The sequence below is a fragment of the Brevibacillus fortis genome (assembly GCF_003013395.1).
Lineage (GTDB): Bacteria > Bacillota > Bacilli > Brevibacillales > Brevibacillaceae > Brevibacillus > Brevibacillus fortis.
Window position 1 is genome coordinate 1 of the sequence record NZ_PXZM01000018.1, and the last position, 20059, is coordinate 20059.

The 20059-nt window shown below is 45.3% G+C and carries 19 protein-coding genes; 15 read left to right on the forward strand and 4 right to left on the reverse strand.

What is annotated here, in order from left to right; genetic code table 11:
* The 3 genes from C7R93_RS11795 to C7R93_RS11805 form a co-directional block, all read left to right on the forward strand.
* A partial coding sequence (locus tag C7R93_RS11795; RefSeq protein WP_341866930.1) for an MBL fold metallo-hydrolase occupies nt 1–908 on the forward strand: 908 nt, incomplete at its 5' end.
* A 306-nt stretch (nt 909–1214) separates the two neighbouring features.
* The gene (locus C7R93_RS11800) at nt 1215–2636 is read left to right on the forward strand and encodes a serine hydrolase domain-containing protein (RefSeq protein ID WP_106838983.1); all 1422 of its coding nucleotides are present in this window, start codon (nt 1215–1217) and stop codon (nt 2634–2636) included.
* A gap of 23 nt (nt 2637–2659) precedes the next feature.
* Nucleotides 2660–3496: a M55 family metallopeptidase gene (locus C7R93_RS11805; protein ID WP_106838984.1), complete on the forward strand. Its 837-nt coding sequence runs from the start codon at nt 2660–2662 to the stop codon at nt 3494–3496.
* Between the two features lie 56 nt (nt 3497–3552).
* Here the strand turns inward: C7R93_RS11805 and C7R93_RS11810 are convergent, their stop codons facing one another.
* The gene (locus C7R93_RS11810; protein ID WP_106838985.1) at nt 3553–4215 is read right to left on the reverse strand and encodes an S-layer homology domain-containing protein; all 663 of its coding nucleotides are present in this window, start codon (nt 4213–4215) and stop codon (nt 3553–3555) included.
* A gap of 149 nt (nt 4216–4364) precedes the next feature.
* Here C7R93_RS11810 and C7R93_RS11815 point away from each other — a divergent pair, with 149 nt between their 5' ends.
* From C7R93_RS11815 to C7R93_RS11830, 4 genes are all read left to right on the forward strand, one after another.
* A complete protein-coding gene (locus C7R93_RS11815; protein ID WP_106838986.1) occupies nt 4365–6080 on the forward strand; it encodes an AraC family transcriptional regulator in 1716 nt (571 codons plus the stop codon).
* Nucleotides 6081–6174: 94 nt separating this feature from the next.
* Entirely contained in the window at nt 6175–7161 is a 987-nt protein-coding gene (locus tag C7R93_RS11820) for an ABC transporter substrate-binding protein (RefSeq protein WP_158264017.1), read from the forward strand.
* A 22-nt stretch (nt 7162–7183) separates the two neighbouring features.
* Nucleotides 7184–7759, forward strand: a complete 576-nt coding sequence (locus C7R93_RS11825; protein WP_106838988.1) for a nitroreductase family protein — start codon at nt 7184–7186, stop codon at nt 7757–7759.
* A gap of 193 nt (nt 7760–7952) precedes the next feature.
* Nucleotides 7953–8777 carry a M15 family metallopeptidase gene (locus tag C7R93_RS11830; RefSeq protein WP_106838989.1) on the forward strand — a complete coding sequence of 275 codons (825 nt, stop codon included), beginning with the start codon at nt 7953–7955 and terminating at the stop codon, nt 8775–8777.
* Between the two features lie 123 nt (nt 8778–8900).
* Here C7R93_RS11830 and C7R93_RS11835 read toward each other — a convergent pair whose 3' ends face one another.
* Entirely contained in the window at nt 8901–9644 is a 744-nt protein-coding gene (locus C7R93_RS11835) for a C40 family peptidase (RefSeq protein ID WP_106838990.1), read from the reverse strand.
* Between the two features lie 147 nt (nt 9645–9791).
* On the opposite strand from C7R93_RS11835, the gene C7R93_RS11840 reads away from it, so the two are divergent.
* Together C7R93_RS11840 and C7R93_RS11845 are read left to right on the forward strand one after the other, a co-directional pair.
* Nucleotides 9792–10478 (forward strand): response regulator transcription factor, encoded by a 687-nt coding sequence (locus C7R93_RS11840; protein ID WP_106838991.1) that lies wholly within the window; start codon nt 9792–9794, stop codon nt 10476–10478.
* A gap of 12 nt (nt 10479–10490) precedes the next feature.
* Nucleotides 10491–11855, forward strand: a complete 1365-nt coding sequence (locus C7R93_RS11845; protein ID WP_106838992.1) for a sensor histidine kinase — start codon at nt 10491–10493, stop codon at nt 11853–11855.
* Between the two features lie 109 nt (nt 11856–11964).
* Here C7R93_RS11845 and C7R93_RS30025 read toward each other — a convergent pair whose 3' ends face one another.
* On the reverse strand, nt 11965–12105 hold the full coding sequence (locus C7R93_RS30025; RefSeq protein ID WP_158264018.1) for a hypothetical protein: 141 nt from the start codon (nt 12103–12105) through the stop codon (nt 11965–11967).
* 127 nt (nt 12106–12232) lie between these two features.
* Here C7R93_RS30025 and C7R93_RS11850 point away from each other — a divergent pair, with 127 nt between their 5' ends.
* The 3 genes from C7R93_RS11850 (at nt 12233) to C7R93_RS11860 (ending at nt 15427) form a co-directional block, all read left to right on the forward strand.
* On the forward strand, nt 12233–13822 hold the full coding sequence (locus C7R93_RS11850) for a serine hydrolase domain-containing protein (protein ID WP_106838993.1): 1590 nt from the start codon (nt 12233–12235) through the stop codon (nt 13820–13822).
* A 641-nt stretch (nt 13823–14463) separates the two neighbouring features.
* Nucleotides 14464–14703, forward strand: coding sequence for a thioredoxin family protein (locus C7R93_RS11855; protein ID WP_106838994.1), 240 nt, complete (start codon nt 14464–14466; stop codon nt 14701–14703).
* A gap of 109 nt (nt 14704–14812) precedes the next feature.
* Entirely contained in the window at nt 14813–15427 is a 615-nt protein-coding gene (locus C7R93_RS11860) for a MarR family winged helix-turn-helix transcriptional regulator (protein ID WP_106838995.1), read from the forward strand.
* 88 nt (nt 15428–15515) lie between these two features.
* Here the strand turns inward: C7R93_RS11860 and C7R93_RS11865 are convergent, their stop codons facing one another.
* Complete coding sequence (locus C7R93_RS11865; RefSeq protein WP_106838996.1) at nt 15516–16412, reverse strand: LysR substrate-binding domain-containing protein; 897 nt, start codon at nt 16410–16412, stop codon at nt 15516–15518.
* A 127-nt stretch (nt 16413–16539) separates the two neighbouring features.
* On the opposite strand from C7R93_RS11865, the gene C7R93_RS11870 reads away from it, so the two are divergent.
* The 3 genes from C7R93_RS11870 to C7R93_RS11880 all read left to right on the forward strand — a co-directional run bounded on the left by C7R93_RS11870 (nt 16540) and on the right by C7R93_RS11880 (nt 20040).
* Complete coding sequence (locus C7R93_RS11870; protein ID WP_106838997.1) at nt 16540–17223, forward strand: MOSC domain-containing protein; 684 nt, start codon at nt 16540–16542, stop codon at nt 17221–17223.
* 161 nt (nt 17224–17384) lie between these two features.
* A complete protein-coding gene (locus C7R93_RS11875) occupies nt 17385–17954 on the forward strand; it encodes a cupin domain-containing protein (protein ID WP_106838998.1) in 570 nt (189 codons plus the stop codon).
* Between the two features lie 265 nt (nt 17955–18219).
* Entirely contained in the window at nt 18220–20040 is a 1821-nt protein-coding gene (locus C7R93_RS11880; RefSeq protein WP_106838999.1) for a PAS domain-containing sensor histidine kinase, read from the forward strand.
* Nucleotides 20041–20059: the final 19 nt, after the last annotated feature.

A 20059-nucleotide genomic window follows, 5' to 3' on the forward strand; every position in this document is an offset into this window, starting at 1 on the left:
TTAGCCGTGGGAGTCTCAAATTGGCGTATTTGGAAAGGGGAGAGGAAATGTCCACGATCGAACAGATTACCGAGCATATCTTGATTATGCATGCAAGTCATGACACGGATCGCCCCATCCTAGCAGCCATTACGGGGGCAAGAAAAACCCTCTTGATCGATGCTGGAAATTCACCAGCGCATGCCGCGTTGTTTCGTCAGGAGTTGCAAAGGCTAGGCGTTCGTCTTCCAGATCTGCTCATACTGACTCATTGGCACTGGGATCATACATTCGGAATGTCAGCATGGGATCTACCTACCATCGCGCAGGCAAAAACCGCACATTCATTGAGCAAACTGATGGGGCTGGAATGGTCGGATGAAGTCATGGAACAGCTCTGTAAGGAGAAGATCATCAATGCCAGCACGATGGCGAACATCAAAAAAGAGTACGGAATGAACCGGGACTTGATCCGAATAGTCGAGCCGGATATCCTATTCGATGAATCGATCACGATCGACCTTGGTGGCGTGACATGTCAGGTGAACCGTGTCGGAGGAGATCATTCGGAAGATTCGTGCTATGTGTACGTAAAAGAGGATCAGACGCTGTTCCTAGGAGATGCCTTGGGTCCCTCTGTCTATGGCGGACCGCGCAGTTATACAGCCTCCCGTTTTCTGCGCGTGTTGAAGCAAGCGTACCAGTCTGAAGCAATCCTATTCGTGGAATCGCACGGTCGGCCATTGGATCGAGCTGCCTTTCAAAAGGAGCTCAGTGATTGGGAGCAGCTAGCTCTGCTCACAGAGCAATATGGGCAAAACAGAGAACGGATCGTAAGCGAGATGTGTACCTTCCTCCAGGTGTCAGAGCTTCCTCATGAATTTTCAGAAGCTCTCGAATGGTTCATGGTAGGGGCTGCCTACCAATGAACCGATTCATCGGGTTGGTACATTCAAGGAATACTCGTAAACAAGCGAAAAGTAGGAATACTGGATTTGACCAGCAACATTTCAGGGCCCAGCGTCATATACGACGAAGGGCTATTTTTTATATGACGAGGTTTTGTAATGAATATTTTTTATATTCAGATTTATATATTGTCGTTTTCCAATCCTACGCTTATAATTCTCCTAGTGCAACAACTTCATATCTTTGGTTATTTTGAAGTGTATACTTCGGAATCGAAACCGAAATTGCTTTCCTGTTTGTAAGTAATGAACCCAAGGAGGCATGACATGAAAAGGAATGAGTGGGAAGCATCGTTTGAAGCATACGTTCAAAGGTTGCTGGATGATTTTCAGGTTCCCGGTGCAATTATTGCCGTGGCCAAAGACGGGGAACTCACTTATGAAAAAGCGTTTGGTTATCGGGACCGAGAAACGCAAGCTCCCATCGATCTGGATACGGTATTTGGCATCGGGTCGATCACGAAGTCGTTTACCTGTATGGCGATCTTGCAGCTTCAGGAAGAAGGGCAGCTTTCCGTACATGATCCGATTATCACCTATTTACCTGAGTTTCGCACACCGAACGAAGCCCAAACAAAGAGCATTACCATACATCATTTCATGACGCACTCCCTCGGGTTTCCACCACTTCCATCTCTCATTCCCGCAATGCTACCCAGCTTACAAGCCGATCCGACAGCAGAACTGTTACTCCAGCATTTTGAAGCAGAATGTCAATATCCGATCGTTTCCTTTGACGCCCTCATGGCATACATGGAAAAGTTCCCCTTTGAGTTGTTAGGGCCTGCGGGGACAGAATTCAGCTATTCGAACGAGGCTTTTGGCTTGCTTGGGGCGATTATTGAGCGTGTCAGCGGCAAAACATACGAAGCTTATGTACAAGAACATCTTTTACAGCCGCTTGGCATGGAAAGAACGGTTTTTCATGTGGAGGAATTAGGCGAGGGTGACAATACGACCATGCTGTACACACCCCGCATGAATGATGGCGTTCGTGAAGTAGTACGTGCCCCCGGTTGGTGGGATGCTCCCTCCATGCGTGCAGCAGGCTTCCTCAAATCGTCCGCACGTGACATGCTTCGGTATGCGGATGTCTATCGGACAGGCGGGCTTTCAAATGGGACGAAAATCATCTCGGATGATAGCGCAGCGCAAATGACTGCCCCGCATGTCCGCATTGATCTGAGTCGCAGCTATGGTTACGGACTTGGCGTGATTCCATTTTCAGAAGATTACACCTTACTGACCCATACCGGCGGCTTAAAAGGGATCACCGCGCAAATGTTCATTGTCCCAGAGGCGGGAGTAACTGGCATTCTTTTGACCAACATGGATGATGCCCCCATTACCAATCTGACATTAGTATTGTTGAACAGCATGTTCGGTCGCCCGCTCGAGACGCAGTTCGCCACGTTCGGCGAATTTGAAGTGCCGCTTGCTTACTTGCAACAATGTCCCGGTACATATAAATCCGGAGAAGGAGACGTAGCAGCGGTCAGATTCGATGAAGCAAATAGACAACTCGAACTCGTCCTAGGCAGTGATGTGTTCCCACTACGTGCCGTTGGCGGTGATACGTTTCTGTTCACGCGCCACAACGTCGATTCGCTCATCCGTTTTGTTCGCAATTCAGACGGTGAAATCAAGCGCTTGGCGATGGGATCGCGGCAATTACCGAAAGCAACCTAACCACAGACAAGGAGGCAGTTCTCATGAAAGTGTTTATTTCTTTGGACATGGAAGGGATCTCCGGACTAAGCGAATGGGAGGATGTCATCCCCGGTCGCAAACATTATGAAGCGGGAAGGCGACTGTTGACACAAGATGTAAATGCGGCCATTGAGGGTGCACTGGAAGCAGGAGCTACCCAAATTATCGTCAATGAATCTCATGGACCGATGAACAATATCATTCTGGAAGAATTGCACCCACAGGCAGATGTCATCCGTGGTTTTTTCAAACCCCTCTGTATGATGCAGGGGATCGACAGCAGCTGCGATGCCGCATTTTTCATCGGTTATCATGGAAAAGCAGGTACAGGAGATGCGGTACTCAATCATACGTTGTCTGGCCTTGCTATCCATCGACTAACCTTAAATGGCAAAGAGGTGGGCGAAGCAGGTTTAAATGCAGCAATCGCAGGAGCCTTTGGTGTCCCTGTCGTACTAGTTACCGGAGATTCCCAAACAGCGAAAGAAGTGGAAGGAGATATCCCTGGAGTCTTTACGGTCGCCGTGAAAACAGGGATAACGGGCCTCTCGTCGCAAGCGATGCATCCTGTTCGTGCGAGAGAGTTGATCCGACAGCAAGCAAAAGAGGCCTTGCTCCATCGCAGTAAAGTTAAACCGCTTGAGCAAAGAGTAGAGAATACGATAGAAGTCGAGTTTACGAAATCACAATTTGCTACAGCTGTCAGCTGGATGCCAGGAATTGAACTCATCGAAGGACGTACGGTACGCTTCCATTCGCATGATCTTGTCAGCATGATGCCCGTCTTGCAAGCGATGCTGTTGATTACTGGGCAAGTGAATCGGATGATTACTGGATAAATAAACAAAAAATGCAGCCCCTCATCACGAGGATGTGCTGCATTTTTTTGTTCGATTTAGGTCAGAGGCTTATGGTTCTTCAAATACGCAAGGGCATGATAAATCATTTCAGCTGCCTCTTCACGCGTGATGGCCTTTTGCGGATGGAGCTTGTTTTCCTTATCCAAGTGGATAATCCCTCTAGACAGAGCTCGTTGAATGGAGCCTTGGTAATCAACGGTGAGCTCATGATTATCTTGGATTTCTACCGGCACTAGTTTGATCATGGGCAAATTACCCTTGGTCTCCATGACTCTCATTAGCTGGTGAATGAACTGTTCTTTTGTCCATTCTGCATTCGGATCGAGATCAGCTGGTAACTCCAATTCGTTCACAGCCGCTATGATCAGACTCTCTGCATACCAAGCATCGTTATCCGCTTTGGAAAAAAAGTCAGTTGCCTGAGGAGCCTTTACAAAACGGATCGCTGCCAGACTCAAGTCAAAAGCATTTACGATCAGTTGAACACCTTGAGCAGCCGTTATCTTTTCGTCAGGTGCAAATTTGCCATCATCTACGCCTTTGATCACACCTTGTTGCTGTAAGGCGAGAATTTTATCTTTCGCTCCCGATTGGGTAAGATCCGTAAAAGGAGTCGTTGCAGCAAAGCTTGGTTGGGCAAATGACACGGTTAACAAAGCAATGATGGAAAGAGACATCATATTTTGTCTGACATTCATGGTATCCACCTCATCAATTTTTGAAGTTTCACTCCATTAGACGAGGAACAATTGGCAACGTTTCCTCTTTCCTTTTACCTGCTTTTGAGCAATCACATCCTATGATAATATTGAGATAATGATAATCGTTATCAAAGAAGGGATTACTTATGTTCAATGCACCCGACAGCATATGCAGTACTAGCAAAGAGAGAACAGATCAATCAGTGACGATTTCTTTCGTACTTCTATCAACTTACAAAGGACCACTGCCTTCTCATGTTGGTACCAAAACATCGAATACACATCTTCTCTTGTTTGTCGAATCTGGAAAAGGTTCTATCTGCATAGGAGAACAAGAGTACCGATTATTCCCTGGGCGATGCTTTCTTAAACCGCCGGGCATGACCATACAAACGGTGGCAGATGAAGGAGAAGAACTGACCGTTTCTGAACTTGAGTTCAGCGGATACAAAGTAACATCCGTTTGTGAGGATGAAAATGTTCATGTGGTAACAGAGCCTTTCTGCTTGCCCGTTTCGGGAGAGTTGAATGAAAGCGAACTAGGACAAGCGATCCGCAACTTATGTGAACGGCATGAAAATCCAGGAGATCGCGATCTATTTTCGTCCCATTGTCAGTTACTATCCATGGTGGAACGAATCTGGGAAGCAAATGAAAGATGGCGGGGCAACGAAAATTTGAAAGCGGTACAGCATACGATCCGCCTTATGGAACAAGACTTTTTCAAGCCTCTCAGTCGTGAAATGCTGTCAAAAGAGGCCGGAATGAGCCCAAGTCATTATTCGACTGTATTTCGCAAAGTGACAGGCAAAAGCCCGATGGAATATTTGGCTGAGATTCGTATCGAGAAAGCAAAGGACAAGCTGTTGACATCAAACGCGCGGATTCGCGATATCGCTCTGGGCGTTGGATATGCCAGCGAGTTTTATTTTAGTAACAAGTTCAAGAAGATGACAGGCATTTCCCCCAGAGAATTTATCAACCAGAACCTCGGGAAAAAGCTGCTAGTGTCGCACCCTGAGGCATTTAGCATGACGCAAACAGTGCCGAGTCGTGTGATTGGACTTTTTGTGGAGGATTACTTGAAAGTGTTTGGGATCAAGCCTTTGGTTCAATTCGCTTCTGGAGGATTTCAACAACGCTATCTGGGATCATTTTTGCGTGAGGTACGACATTTTGACCCCTATGAATCTGATTTTCAAGCCATTCAACAGGAGAAGCCGGATATCATTTTGCTGGGGATTCCACAATTTGCCGAAGAGGGACGATTCGATCGGTTGGCAAACATTGCTCCCACATACCTGTTTGAAAACCCCGTTGATGATTGGCGACAAACGCTGCGCACTGTCGGCAAATTACTAGGCAAAGCATCCGAGGCTGAGCGAGCCATCCATGAATATAACCAGAAGGCTGAAGTAGCGAGAAGTATCCTCAAACATTCGATTGGAGATCGATCGGTCGCATTAGTTCGCGTCTATGCAGATGGGGACATTCGTCTGTATGGAGGACCAAACGGCTATTCCGGGTCTGTACTCTATGGCGACCTCGGTTTACGCCCACCGCCCCTAGTACGTGACCTCATCTGGGGTTCTTCCGAATGGATGAAAAAAATCACGTTCGACATGCTAAGCGAATTGGATGTACAATGTTTGCTAATTGTTGTAGACGAGGCTGGGAGGCAGGAGGCATGGAAAATGACGAGCAGTGAACAGTGGAAAAGCGTTCCTGCCGTACGCGAAGGAAACGTGTATGAAGTGAGATCGGACATATGGATGACGTACGGCCTGCATGCGCATTGCGCAAAAATTGATAACGTACTGGCAGCATTGACAAGTGAGGGAACATACCGAACAAAAGTGTAAAAAACATCGAACATTTCAGCATGTCACTTCTATTGATGGCATGCTAAAATTCTCTTTGTTAATGAGAATCACTATCAACAACAGGGGGATTTATATGCAGAGCCAATCGAAAAGATGGTTGTTCAGCTTTGGTTTCGTTCTGTCCGTTTTACTTGCTGGTTGCGGAGGTGGTTCCGGCAACATAGCCACCACGGAGCCGACTCTCTCATCGGACGCAAGTGCCCAATCCGCTTCAACGGTACGCAAGTTCACACACATGATGGGTGAGATCGAAGTGCCAGCAGAGCCGAAGCAAATTATCGGGTTGTATATGGAGGATTTTCTTGTCTCCTTGGGGATTAAACCTGCAGCGCAGACCACAATTGGCGCTTTCACCTTGAAATATTTGCATGAAAACATCGGAGATCTTCCGAAGCTTGATACGAGTGCGATGAATTTCGAAGCGATCCTGGAGATGGAGCCGGACCTGATATTACTTGGTCTCCCCAATTATGCGCAAAATGACAATTATGCAAAGTATGCCAAGATCGCTCCAACTTATGTATTCGAGGCCGAGGCAGCCAATGATTGGCGAAATACACTGCGCAAGGTCGGGGACTTAATCGGCAAGCGTGAAACTGCGGAGAAAGTGCTGACGGACTATGAACAAAAAATCACTGAGGGAAAACAAAAGCTTGAAAAAGCGATTGGGAAACAAACCGTGGCGTTAGTCCGCGTACGCAGCAATAAAGAAATTCGATTATACGGTGGCCCACAGGGTTATGCTGGGTCGGTACTCTATCAAGATCTTGGGCTCGAGCCTCCAGCTTTGGTGAAAGAGCTTGCCTGGGGCGATAATGCTGGGCATGCGACCATTTCCGCTGAGGTACTGCCAAAGCTTGATGTCGATCATTTGTTTGTCGTAGTGGATGACGGTGGGAAAGAGCTTGCTGAGGAGCTATTCTCGACTAATATATGGAAATCGCTGCCAGCCGTACGTTCTGGTCACGTTTACAAAGTGGCGCCAGATCATTGGATGACCTTTGGACCTATCGCTTACGATCGCAAAGTTGAAGATGTGTTAAATGCACTAGTGAAATAAGTAGCAGAGGAGTGCTGGATTCATGAGTCAAGGAATCGTATCGGATATGACAGCAACGATCCGGAATCGCAGGACGATCCGGGATTTTAATGGGGAGCCAATGAAGGAAGAAACGGTCGTCGAACTATTGCAAGACGCGGCTTGGGCACCGTTTCACTCAGCAAAAGAGCCTTGGCGGTTTATCTTGTTTATGGAAGAAGGGCGCCGAACCTTTGCTGAGGCTGTCATGTTGGCTTACTCGAAGGAAGAGGTTGAAAAGTGGGGCGAAAAGATGATGCATCAATATTGCGAGCTCATGCAAGCGCATCTTTTGATTGTCATCGAAGCAGATCCGCGTCAAAAACAGTTCGAAGATGCTTTCTCGGCGGCAGCAGCGTTCATACAAAATTTGCAGTTGCTAGCTTGGGAGAGAAAGGTCGGCGTAGTCTGGAAGACGAACGATTACAATTGGCATCCGAAGTTTCTGCAAGCCGTTGGTGTTAAGCAGGGAGAGAGAGTTGTGGGCACGTTGCATCTCGGTTATTTCAACGACAACAAAGTTCCGCGGCCGAAGATGCGTACACCGATTCGCGAGCTGCTTACTGTCCATCACGAATAGCTCCTATCCCAATACTTGATAGAAAAAACAATCGGTCCTCCACGTGAGATTGGTTGTTTTTTCTATTTGTTTACAATTAAATGATTTAAGGAAAACTTTATCTTTTGATTACTATTTCATTTAACATTACCTATTATCATTATCATCAGATTGAAAAAGAGCAACGTGCGTTCGAACCATGGAGGAAATGGAAATGAAAAAGCGATTTCTCTTACTAGGTATCCTTTTATTGCTACTGAGTTATCCATACTTGCGACCGCTCGTAGAGGATGTATGGCAAGAAAAAGAGGCAAATGCTGCAGTTGTCCCAAAATACCAAACGATTCGGGTTGAACAAGACCAGATATATCAGGGAGATCTGTTATTGGTCAGCAAATACGATGCATTCCATTCAGAGGGAGTGCCATCCGATGTGATCAATTTGTCTTCGCACAATTATTTGGTTGAGGGTTATCGCTTGCAAGACAATTCCATTGAATTGTCTGAGAAGGCAGCGGAGGCGTTCAACGAAATGGTCAAAACAGCAAGCAGTGACAACGTAAAGCATTTTATGATCAAGAGCGGCTACCAAGGATTGGAAAAGGGACATAACGATACTTTGCCAGATTGTTTTAGCGAACATCATCTGGGTACAGCCTTGGACGTTGCATCCACACAAATGAAAATGGACCAAGCCCCTGAAGGGAAGTGGCTACAAGAAAACGCATGGAAATACGGGTTCATTCTGCGCTATCCGAAGGAAAAGGTCACAATTACTGGCATTCCTTACAATCCTGGGCATTACCGATTTGTAGGTTTGCCGCACAGCGCCATTATGCAAGAGCGTCAATTATCTTTGGAGGAGTACGTGAATTACTTGCGGGAGGCAAAGGAAGTGTCAGGGACGATAAATGGTGGCGACTACAAAATTTATTATTATCCAGTGGCCACTAGCATCATGGTTCAAGTACCGACCAATGGGAAGTATGTGCTTTCAGGCGACAATCAAGAAGGTGTCATTTTGACAGAGTTCCTGTAAATAGAACAGGGAGACAATCATTCCACATCAGAAAAATAAAGACGATTCCGCTATTTAAAGGCCATAAATGCAAAAGGCTGCTGAAGCGCTCAGCAGCCTTTTTTGCCTCTTCCAAGAAGATATTTAAATCACACGTCTTCCAAGCTCAAAGCGTTTTTCCCAGGAAGTCCCTTTGAATTTTGTTGTCGTAACTCCCGGCTTACCGTACGTATGCATTAGCTTATTGTCTCCTGCGTAGATGGCTACATGGGTAATGCGAGAAGAAGAGCTGCCATAGCTACGGAAGAAAACGAGGTCTCCTTTTTGCAGCTGATTTTTCGAGACTTTTTGACCGACTTTGGACTGTTGACGTGAATCTCGCGGCAGATTTACGCCGACCTCTTTAAACACTCGCTGTGTAAAGGAAGAGCAATCGAATGTACGCGTTGTTTTTTTGCTCGATCCGTATTTATAAGGTACACCTTTATACTTCAATCCTTTTGAAATGACCTGATCGGCAATTTGGGAAGAGGAAGCGGAAGTAGTCGTAGCCTCATTTTTATCCTCAGTGTTTGGATCAGAAATAGTTGATGATGAATCAGTTGCATTTGGATCGAATGGAGCAGCGTTATTTTCCGTCTGTTTATTCTGACTATTATCGGTAGTACTTTCCTCAGTGGCTGTCAGGTCGATGTTAGTACCATTTTGCTCATTTGCTGCCTGTTGATTGTTCTGATCGTCAACTGACTGTTTATCCAGATTATGTGTAGTTGTGGTGGTGAGACTTGTCTCTGAAGCCGCGTAGGCTTGTCCGTTCATGAGAAGAGAAGTTCCCATTAAAATAGCTACGACCGTAGTAGTTGTACCTTTCCAGTTTCGCTTTGTCATGATGTTCCTCCTTCTGAATGGTTGATCTTGTTGTGTATTTCTCATCCACGCTCTTATCGTACAGAACAAAACTAAGATTCCCGGTAGAATTTCATGAGAGTTTCCTGAGAAAACTGTTGGTAAGATATTCAAACGGAGATGATTCGTATGCCCACGCCAGATGGAAAAGGCTATTTGTTGCTCGTTGAAGATGAGCATAACTTCGCAAGATACTTACAGTTGGAGTTGGAGAATGAAGGATTTTCGACAGATATTGAATACGATGGGCTTTCAGGATTAGAAAAGGCACTGACGGTTGAGTACGACCTCATCCTCCTCGATGTCATGCTGCCCGAATTATCGGGGATAGAATTATGCCGACGAATTCGGGAAACCAAAGACGTCCCCATTATCATGATCACGGCTCGCGGAGAGGTTCCGGATATCGTCACGGGATTAGACAGTGGAGCCAATGACTACTTGGCTAAGCCGTTTGCAATCGAAGAGTTGTTTGCCCGGATTCGGGCCTTATTGCGTCAGCGGGAATCAAAAGCGAATCAGGAAATACGGATTGACCGATTGCGTATCCAGCCCAACGCTCGGCGTGTGTTCATCGATGAAGAGGAAATTATGTTAACGCCACGCGAGTATGATTTGCTTCATTATCTGGTTCAAAACAAGGAGCAAGCAGTCTCCCGAGAGCAAATTCTCACAGCTGTTTGGGGTTTTGACTTTATGGGGAATACCAACATCGTGGATGTGTATATCCGATATTTGCGGAACAAAATTGAAAGTGATCCATCCGTCAAACTGATTCATACCGTTCGAGGTATTGGATATACACTACGAGATTAGAAGGAGAACGCAGTGCTTACTCATCGCAGATACTCACTCAAATGGAGACTCACGCTGTTATTTAGCTCTGGTATGCTGGTTTTGCTTCTCTTTTTGTCCATTTTTATTTTTTTCAGCACCTCTAATCTCGTCCATCAACATGAGCAAAAATTGCTCAATCAGAAGGCGACAGCTATCGCAGCCGATTTGAAAACGGAAATCACCGAAGAAGCATCACTAACGATTACCTATTTGACTCGTTTGTTAACCAATTACGCTGACGTCAATCAATTCATAAACATTAGCGACCAAAACGGCAAGGAAATCGCTTCGATACAGGGAGCCAATTGGAGAACAGAGCCTGAAGTCTATTATGAAAGGACCTTGGTCGCAAAAGAACCTGTACAACTGCCGTTCACATCGGAGATTCTATATGTGCAAATTTCTACGACGACGGAAGCGCTTGAATGGTATTTTTCCATCTTGCTGACGATTCTTTTTCTCTCATCCTTTTTTACCTTGCTTCTTTCGGCGATCGGTGGCTATTGGTTGAGTAACTGGGGACTCAAGCCTCTCGATCATCTTATCCAGCAAATCCATTCCATTTTCCCTCAACGTCTTTCCCAAAGAATTCATCATCATCACGTAGAGACCGAAATCTACGAGCTGATCCACGCCTTTAATCTGCTGTTAGATCGCATGGAAGAAGCAATAGTCTATCAGCAGCGATTCGTCACAGATGCATCACACGAGTTGCGTACACCGCTTTCTATTATTGAAGGGTATGTGAGTCTTCTGCAAAGATGGGGGCAGCACAAGCCCGAAGTAAGGGACGAAGCACTCGCTGCTGTTCAACAGGAGTGTAAACGACTTTTCAAACTCATTGATGACCTGCTGTCTCTAGCCAAAATGCAGCATACCTCTCAGCTAGGGTCAACGAAACTCGTACAGCCATTAACTCCTCTGCTCCTTGAAGTAAAGCAAGCTTGGGTACCCATTTTCCCTCCACAAATTAAGCTGCTTTTTGAATGGGAAGAATCTCTTGTTCTTTTTATGGATCGGGAGCGGATTCGACAGTTATTGGACATCCTTTTGGACAATGCAAGGAAATACACAGATGAAGGACAAGTGAAGGTGCGAGCATATGGCGATGAAGAGGCTGTGCACATTGTAGTAGAGGATACCGGGATCGGTATTCAAGCAAAAGAGATTCCCCACCTTTTTAAGCGATTCTACCGAGTGGACAAATCCCGTGCTCGAAAAAGGGGAGGAAGCGGGATCGGTCTGGCCATCGCCCAAGCGATTGTCGCAGATCACGAGGGGAGCATCACGATTTCTCCTTCGGCGGAAAGAGGCTTGATTGTTCATATTTTGTTGAAAAAAGCGGGGATGATTTGACTACATGGATGAATATCGATAGGGCTCTGTGCGCGTTTTCCAAGAAACCGGTCATCAGATCGGGAGTGCATTCCAGAGCCTTTGTTTCTCATAGATTTGTGGAGGAATATCACAAAAGCAGCTTGCGGGTACTTGACTTTTCTGGGGAGGATAATCCCGTATCCGCTGCCAAAGCGTGGGCGGAAGCTGCATCCGACGAGACGAACAAGCGTAAGCAACAATTCCAGGGGCCGTGTACGATACGCTTCATTCTTTTGCCTCCATAATCTTATTGACTCGTACAGAAGCTTTTCTCATAATCAGAAAAAGGGATTAATTTCCTTATATGAAAAGATCTTCTCTTGTATTTCATTAAAAAATGTGAGGTTGATGTCGAAATGTTAACCATCGACAGCATCGAGGCAGTCATTCAAAGATCGTTTGACCAAACGAAAGTCCCGGGGTTTGCCATAGCCGTTGTCAAGGGTGAGGAAATCGTCTATGCCAAAGGCTTCGGCAGCACCAATCTGGAGGAAGGCGGTGCACCTGTCACTCCTGATACGATTTTTCGAATCGGTTCTGTTAGCAAGCCGCTTACGGGAAGCGCTATCATGCGGCTGGTGGAGGCGGGAAAGGTAGACCTGGATGAGCCTATCTTAAGCTACATACCCGAATTTTGCCTCAGTGATCCGGAGGCAACCGACAAAGTCACACTGCGGATGCTGCTGAATCACACGACCGGGTTGCCAGATGGAGGCGACATGGTCGGCAAGAGAGACCAAGGGGCACTGGAAGAGTATGTCCGGGAAGTCATTCCTCAGCTATCTCTGATTGCTCCCCCCGGATTTTTGCACTCTTACAGCAACCACCATCTGAATCTTGCTGGTTATGTAGCCGAACGCGTGACAGTCACGCCTTTTTCCCAATTCATGAAAGAGTGGCTTTTCGACCCACTCAATATGAGTCGGACCATGTACGATCCTCTGATAGCGATGACGTATCCGTTGGCGCTCTCCCATGATCGCCATCCGGACGGAACTTTACGCGTCCAGCACAACTTTCCGGAAAACGCGGCGAACTACCCGTCCTATTTCGGAATGTCCAGCGTTCTTGATATGGCTAAATTTTCAATCATGCACCTGAATAATGGCCGCTTTGGTGATGTGCAAGTTTTGTCTCCTGAATCCATTGAGGAAATGCATTCGTTTCAGGCGGATCGTTTCACTTTGTCAGGACTAGCGAGCGGGCTGACCTTTTTCACGGATACCTACAAGGGGGTTCCCATTATCAAGCACGCGGGCGCCATCAGTACGTACAACAGCACGCTTCTGCTTCAACCAGAGCATAGACTCGGTATCGTTACACTCTCGTCCCAAGATTACGGCTGGGAGGAGGCACATGAGATTCTCAGTCTGCTGCTCGAACTGCATGAAGAGAAACCACAGGTGTTCGCGGCAGCGAGCTTCCATGAGTCATCCATTGATGAATCAGGATGGCAAAGCTGTGAGGGAGCATATATCGGTTCTCTCCGGGGAGCGGCCATCGTCTCCATATCTGACAACCAGTTATTTTTGAAATTGAATGGGGAAGAAAGACCACTGAATTACGTCAGAGACCATTTCTTCGTCACCTGCGATGGCGAGAATAACCCGCTTGACAATGTCGGATTTATTAGCGGTGAAGGAGAAGCTGCGCCATTCATTATGATCAATGGTTCGCCATGCCAGCGAACGATCGAGACGTTGTTTCAGTCCGATCCGTCCGCATGGCAAGCGTTTGAAGGAAATTATACAAACGAGGTCCTCCATTTTTCGTTCATTCTTAGGGACGAAACACCCGTATTTATCGACGAGGATACGGAAATCACCTGCGTTCCAATTAGAGACAACCTGTTTTTCGCAGATGGATTTGGGCTACTGGAGTTTACGGAAGAAAACGGTGTCATCCTCCTGACGATTCAGGGCACATGGCGTTTTTTCAAAGGGTGATTGCGTAAAGGAATAACACGAACGCTACTATAAGTGTTTCTAGCAATTATTATTGAGACAATAGATTGATAATAGAAACGAGGGGCTGTCTAAAAAAGTAAAGAAGGTGAGGAAAATCATTTCGTTTTCCTCACCTTCCCTTTTGGTTTGAGAAAAGTGGTTGACCCAGTACCAGCGTAGCTGACACAGAACGCAAAGTAGGTTGATAACACCACAGAAATACCCTGTAGCCACGACAAAAACGGTGGTGTTCGGTATGTACAAAGGCAGGATTGGCGGATTATATTGAACGAAATATGGACGGAAATGTTTTTCTTATCGACAGATACGATAGTGCAATAAACCAAAAACAGTCTAACACTTTATTTTCGTGTTATTGACTGGTTTTTGGTTTATAAAGCCCGATTAGTCTACATTGGAGTTAAGATAATAACCGCGTTTTGCTGGCGGTACCCCTTGGTTGAAGTGTTCAAAGGTTTCATTACTCGTGATCCCATGTAACCTGCGAACTCCTTAGGCAAATTCAATCATCGAGTTTCCCTATGATAACCATAGGGGATTTGTAATTGTTCCGAAAGATAGTCGATCCTATAATCAAATACGTAGCAATGCTACATAAAATCAATAGGAGCTGATTCCAAATGTTAAAAGCCATTTTTTATCATGCAGGTTGCCCAGTATGTGTAGATGCGGAGCAAGTTGTCCTAGACTACCTGGATCAAACAAAGCTCGAAATCGAAATTGTCCACCTTGGTACAGAGCGGAATCGAACTGAGGAAGCAGAGCAGGCTGGTATTCAATCCGTACCTGCTCTCGTGCTTGGCGGGAACGTCTACCACATCAACTTTGGGGCAAGCCTGGAAGATGTGAAAAACGGCTAAGTTTGAAAAAGGGGGTGCTTTTGAGGGCCTCCTTTTTCCTATGCTTTTACACGACCATATTTCCATTTACAATGGATAGAAAAATGGAACATGGAAGGTAAGAAAAAACATGATGTTTGATCCCCAACAACGTAAGGAAAATCGCTCAGCCCGTATCATGATGGCTCTCTTTCGGATGTCCCAGGCGATAAAAAAAGTGACGCAGGCAGAGAGTGATGAACAGGGATTGTCACCCGTACAAATTCAAGCGCTGCTGTTCACTTTCTATACGAGAAGCGACATGGCTTCCATTGGAAACTTTGCCAAGGCAATCGGAACGACGCATGTGACAGCCGTAAAGATTATCAATGGACTCGTAAAGAAAGGGCACATGACAAAAGCACCTAAAACAGAAGATCGTCGAGTGACCCTGCTTCAATTGACTGAAAAGGGAAAAGAAGCTGCATCGAGGCTTGAAAAATGGGGGTACACACTGGAGGAAGCCCTTCATTCGATTCCAGATGAGATACTAGAAGATTTCGAGCTCGCGCTCGGCTCCGTTATCACAGCGATGCAAAGACATTGCCATCTGGTGGTAGCAGAGCCCTGTCTTGGCTGCATCCATTTTCGGCCGAATACAGGTGATTCCCATACACCCCATTATTGCGCGTTCATTGAAAAGTATCTCACGCACGAAGCATCCTTGAAAGAATGCCCCGAGCATATTTCCTCTGGGAAAGACTAGATAATCATAGGTAATACCTATCGAAATGATAACAATAACGCTATTGAACAATCATTTGCCTCATCATAAACTGATCTTGATTCCCGCATCATTGAACATCAGCACGTTTAACCGTAGTGATTAATTGCTCCATAAAAACTCGGCTTGCTGCACATAAATACTTGTTTTTCCGGTAAACAATACCGATTTGCGCCGTGATATTGGGCTGTTGTATCGGAATCGTACGGATCCGTTTATCATCGATATAGTCGAGGTAGCCTTTCGAAAGTACCGTGACACCTACACCTTGTCCGACCATATTCGTAATGGATTCCATAGTGGTCATCTCCAAGACAGGCTGTGGCGTGAATCCAAGCTGACGACACTTTTCGTCGATCAACTGACGTAAAAAGTACGTGTTGGGCAATAAAATGGAGGGGGTTTCTTTTAAAATCGCAAGCGGAACAAATGGTTCCTTCGCGATCGGATGCTCCACAGGTACCCCTAGGGCCAGATTTTCTGTAAGGAGCGGAATAGTTTCCAGATCGTCATGCTCCATAGGCAAGAAGACAATGCCTACATCCAACTCGTTTTTCAAAAGTCCTTCATAAATATCGCCGGTTCTCATCCCGAAAATAGATAATTCGACCTTCGGATAACGCTGGTGAAACTCGATAACAGTAGGCGGAAGCAAGTAATTGACGACCGTCAGCAGTACGCCAATTTTTAATGCGCCTCTGCTTAAACCTTGCAGCTCGCTTATCGCTGCACGTGCCTGGGACAACTCATGAAATACATTATAGCTATGGTGAAGCAATGTTTTGCCTGCTTCCGTCATAACCGTTCGTTTGCCGACACGATCAAACAATGGCATACCGATTTCATGCTCAAGCAGACGGATTTGCTGACTGAGTGAAGGCTGCGTAATGCCCAATTTCTCGGCTGCGCGAGTAAAATTCAACTCCTGGCACAGTGCCATAAAGTACTCTAATTGCTTGAGCTCCAACGACCATCCCTCCGGTGATTCATGATCTAACAATAGGTTTTTCCTATTATTATAGAGCAAACCATTATCAATTTATATGAATGTCGTGCACAATGCACATTTCCATGAAAGAATGAGGTGATCTCTTGTGAATATCGAAATCCTTTCAATAAATGTAGGGAAGCCCAAACAGGTACAGTATCAAAACAAAGAGGTTTCTACTGGTATTTACAAAACTCCGACGACAAAAGCTCTTTATTTATCCTTTTTGAACTTGGAGGGGGATGGGCAAGCAGATCTTGTCCACCATGGAGGGAAGGAAAAGGCTGTATGCGTCTATCCCTATGAGCACTATCCATTCTGGGAAGCTGAATTACAAAGAGAACTGGCAATCGGTGCATTCGGAGAAAATCTGACGATCAGGGGATTAGTAGAAACAGACGTTTGTATCGGTGACACCTTTCAGCTAGGGGAAGCAGTCGTACAAGTCAGTCAACCGAGACAGCCCTGTTACAAATTGTCTGTGCGATACGGTGTACCTGAAATGTTGATTAAGGTCCAAGAGACCGGCTATACTGGCTTTTATTTTCGCGTGCTAAAAGAAGGGCTTGTGTCTCATACGGATGGATTGACAAGACTCTCTTCGCATCCAAAATCGATAACGGTCTCTTATGCAAACCGAATCATGCATCAAGAGAAAGACAATATCGACGGCATGAAAAAGCTGTTGGAAGTAGAGGAACTGTCCTCAAATTGGCGAACGACCTTTACCAAACGATTATCCGGCATAGAAATTGATACCCGTAAAAGGATGACCGGCAACCAATCATAACTACAGTATAGGCAAGGAAGAACGTGGAATATCCTCACCCATTATCCACAACGCAACTGCATATGATGAACCATCTGAATTTGCTCTTCAGAATAGTTACCTGTTATTACGTAGCCACATAGGCTAAAGGGTAAATCCTTTACACTGGAGAGGAGATTGAGATGTACAACAGCTATTACCATCACTATCAATGGTATTATCCCGTGCTTGCCAGCTGGAATAACAACCATTTTCACTATGGTTGGAGCCCTCATTATTACAACTGGAGCCATGCGAATGGGAATCGAAACTGGAATCGTTATCAGAATACCATCGAATTGAGAGATTATGGGCCAAAGCCATTTGTCGTGAATATTGAGCAAGCCACAAAGCAAAACAACACATTCCGTATGGCATTATGGACAGGGAAGCACTTGCAGGTGACGCTGATGAGTATAAATGTTGGAGACGACATCGGTTTAGAAAATCATCCAAATACGGATCAATTCATCCGAGTAGAAGAAGGTCAAGGACTTGTTCGGATGGGGGATCGACAAGATCATTTAGATTTTGAACAAAGAGTCAACGATAATGATGCCATCATGGTCCCTGCGGGCACATGGCACAATCTCATCAATACAGGTAATAAGCCGCTAAAAGTATATTCCATCTACGCGCCACCTCATCATCCATTTGGCACCGTTCATGAGACGAAAGCCAGTGCCATGGCTTCTGAGCAAAGCCCTCAATAAGAATCGAGTCGATAGGAAATGGTTCCAGACATCATAGAAACCACCTCTAGAAATGGTCAGGTGGTTTTTCTTGTTTGGACTCCAGCTTTTCTTACATAATCCGACCTGTATTAAGGCAGCGACTTAAAAAGATAGGGGAAGGCATCCCGCTCTTATTTAAGGGGCGGTATCTTTTTAGTGGGATAGATATTTTTTCAAGGATATTTTCGACAAACATAGAATATTAACGTTATTCACAATCTTTGTTTAAGGAAGGTATAAACCTATGGATAAAGAAGCTCTGCGAATCAACCTTAGACAAGAACAGATCAACACGAAAGAGCTGCTTCAGTCACTTGTTGAAACGACTACAGACGCCATTTCAATTAGGGACATGCAGGGTAATATACTTTTTGTGAATAGTGCTTTTGAAAAAATCTATGGTTGGACATATCAAGATCTCCTGAATGACCCGTACTGTCTCGTACCTGAAGATCTCATAAACGAAACAAAAGAAATTTTTCACGAGATTAAATTTGAAGGAAAAAATATTACGGGCTATGAGACCGTGCGTCAACGAAAAAATGGTCAAATCGTTCAGGTTGGTCTAACTGCTTCTCCTATAAGAGATACAGAAGGTAGTATCGTAGGCACTTCAGTCATCGCCAGAGATATTACGGACCGCAAAATGGCTGAAGAAGCACTCGTGAATAGCGAGGCAAAGTACCGCATCCTTGTAGAAAATACCAGCGATGTTATTTGTCAACATGATGTACACATGAATAATCTTTTTGTATCTCCTTCTATCGAGCAGCACTTGGGATATACACCGGATGAATTTCTTCAAACGAATAGTTTTGAACTCATCCACCCCGAGGATGTAAAAATCGTGAACGATCTGCGTTCTTTTATCTCTACGCATCCCCAAAATGTTCAAATGGAGATCAGATTACGCCATAAAAATGGATCTTGGGTGTATTGGGAGTCACGCTGTGTTCCGATCATGTCTGAGAACAAAGAGGTTGATAGCTTTCTGTTCGTTTCACGTAATATCACAGAGCGAAAACAGTCTGAAGAAGCTCTGCGCAAGAGCGAAGAACAGTATAGATTCATTGCCGAACACACAGCAGACTTCATATCTGTGATTGATAAGGACGGTCACGTATCGTATAGTTCACCTTCACATCTGAAGAAATTAGGCACGAGCCAAATTATCATTCAAAACATACATCCAGAAGATGCATCACTCGTCTATGAGCGCTTTTCGACTATGCTTCAATTCCATATACCCATTACATGTGAGTATCGATACAAACTGGAAAACGAGAAATGGATCTACCTCGAATCAAGAGGGATGCCTTTTTTTAGCTCGGATGGCGAAAGTCAGTACTTCATCAACGTTACACGTGATATTACGGAAAGGAAGCAAAACGAAGAACTTCTCAGGAGAACAGAGAAGCTGTCAGTAGTCGGGGAATTGGCTGCAAGTATCGCGCATGAAATAAGGAATCCTCTCACGTCATTAAAAGGCTTCATTCAGTATTTACAGCCTACACTGTCGGAGGTCTCTACTTATACAGACATTATGTTGTCAGAGCTGGATCGAATCAACTTTATCGTGAGTGAGCTGCTTGTACTGGCCAAACCGCAAACTCTTCATGTGAAGCGGATTCTTTTACACCCCCTCATTGAAAGTGTGGTAAAGTTTCTCGAATCAGAAGCGAATCTAAACAACATCACGATCCACACAATATTTAGCCATATACCGATAGCGATCAATGGGGAAGAAAATCAAATAAAACAAGTCTTTATCAATATACTGAAGAATTCCCTTGACGCTATCACGGCGAATGGCGAAATCCGCATAGAAACCACATGTCTACATAGTAATCACGTGCTGATTCGCTTTACCGATAATGGATGTGGCATTTCCCAGGAGTTGCTGTCCAGGCTCGGCGAACCATTTTATACCACGAAGGATAAAGGAACAGGCTTAGGTTTACTTGTCAGCAATAAAATAATGAAAGATCATCAAGGCAGCATCACCATTTCAAGTGAGATCAACAAAGGTACCATCGTGGATATCATGTTACCCATTTCGAAATAAGAAGGTGATCCTAGTGAAT

What these genes read in the sequence shown, in the direction of transcription:
- C7R93_RS11800 (WP_106838983.1), top strand. Translation starts at nt 1,215, where the DNA reads ATGAAAAGGAATGAGTGGGAAGCATCGTTTGAAGCATACGTTCAAAGG.
- C7R93_RS11805 (WP_106838984.1), top strand. Translation starts at nt 2,660, where the DNA reads ATGAAAGTGTTTATTTCTTTGGACATGGAAGGGATCTCCGGACTAAGC.
- C7R93_RS11810 (WP_106838985.1), bottom strand. Translation starts at nt 4,215, where the DNA reads ATGAATGTCAGACAAAATATGATGTCTCTTTCCATCATTGCTTTGTTA.
- C7R93_RS11815 (WP_106838986.1), top strand. Translation starts at nt 4,365, where the DNA reads ATGTTCAATGCACCCGACAGCATATGCAGTACTAGCAAAGAGAGAACA.
- C7R93_RS11820 (WP_158264017.1), top strand. Translation starts at nt 6,175, where the DNA reads ATGCAGAGCCAATCGAAAAGATGGTTGTTCAGCTTTGGTTTCGTTCTG.
- C7R93_RS11825 (WP_106838988.1), top strand. Translation starts at nt 7,184, where the DNA reads ATGAGTCAAGGAATCGTATCGGATATGACAGCAACGATCCGGAATCGC.
- C7R93_RS11830 (WP_106838989.1), top strand. Translation starts at nt 7,953, where the DNA reads ATGAAAAAGCGATTTCTCTTACTAGGTATCCTTTTATTGCTACTGAGT.
- C7R93_RS11835 (WP_106838990.1), bottom strand. Translation starts at nt 9,644, where the DNA reads ATGACAAAGCGAAACTGGAAAGGTACAACTACTACGGTCGTAGCTATT.
- C7R93_RS11840 (WP_106838991.1), top strand. Translation starts at nt 9,792, where the DNA reads ATGCCCACGCCAGATGGAAAAGGCTATTTGTTGCTCGTTGAAGATGAG.
- C7R93_RS30025 (WP_158264018.1), bottom strand. Translation starts at nt 12,105, where the DNA reads ATGAAGCGTATCGTACACGGCCCCTGGAATTGTTGCTTACGCTTGTTC.
- C7R93_RS11850 (WP_106838993.1), top strand. Translation starts at nt 12,233, where the DNA reads ATGTTAACCATCGACAGCATCGAGGCAGTCATTCAAAGATCGTTTGAC.
- C7R93_RS11855 (WP_106838994.1), top strand. Translation starts at nt 14,464, where the DNA reads ATGTTAAAAGCCATTTTTTATCATGCAGGTTGCCCAGTATGTGTAGAT.
- C7R93_RS11860 (WP_106838995.1), top strand. Translation starts at nt 14,813, where the DNA reads ATGATGTTTGATCCCCAACAACGTAAGGAAAATCGCTCAGCCCGTATC.
- C7R93_RS11875 (WP_106838998.1), top strand. Translation starts at nt 17,385, where the DNA reads ATGTACAACAGCTATTACCATCACTATCAATGGTATTATCCCGTGCTT.
- C7R93_RS11880 (WP_106838999.1), top strand. Translation starts at nt 18,220, where the DNA reads ATGGATAAAGAAGCTCTGCGAATCAACCTTAGACAAGAACAGATCAAC.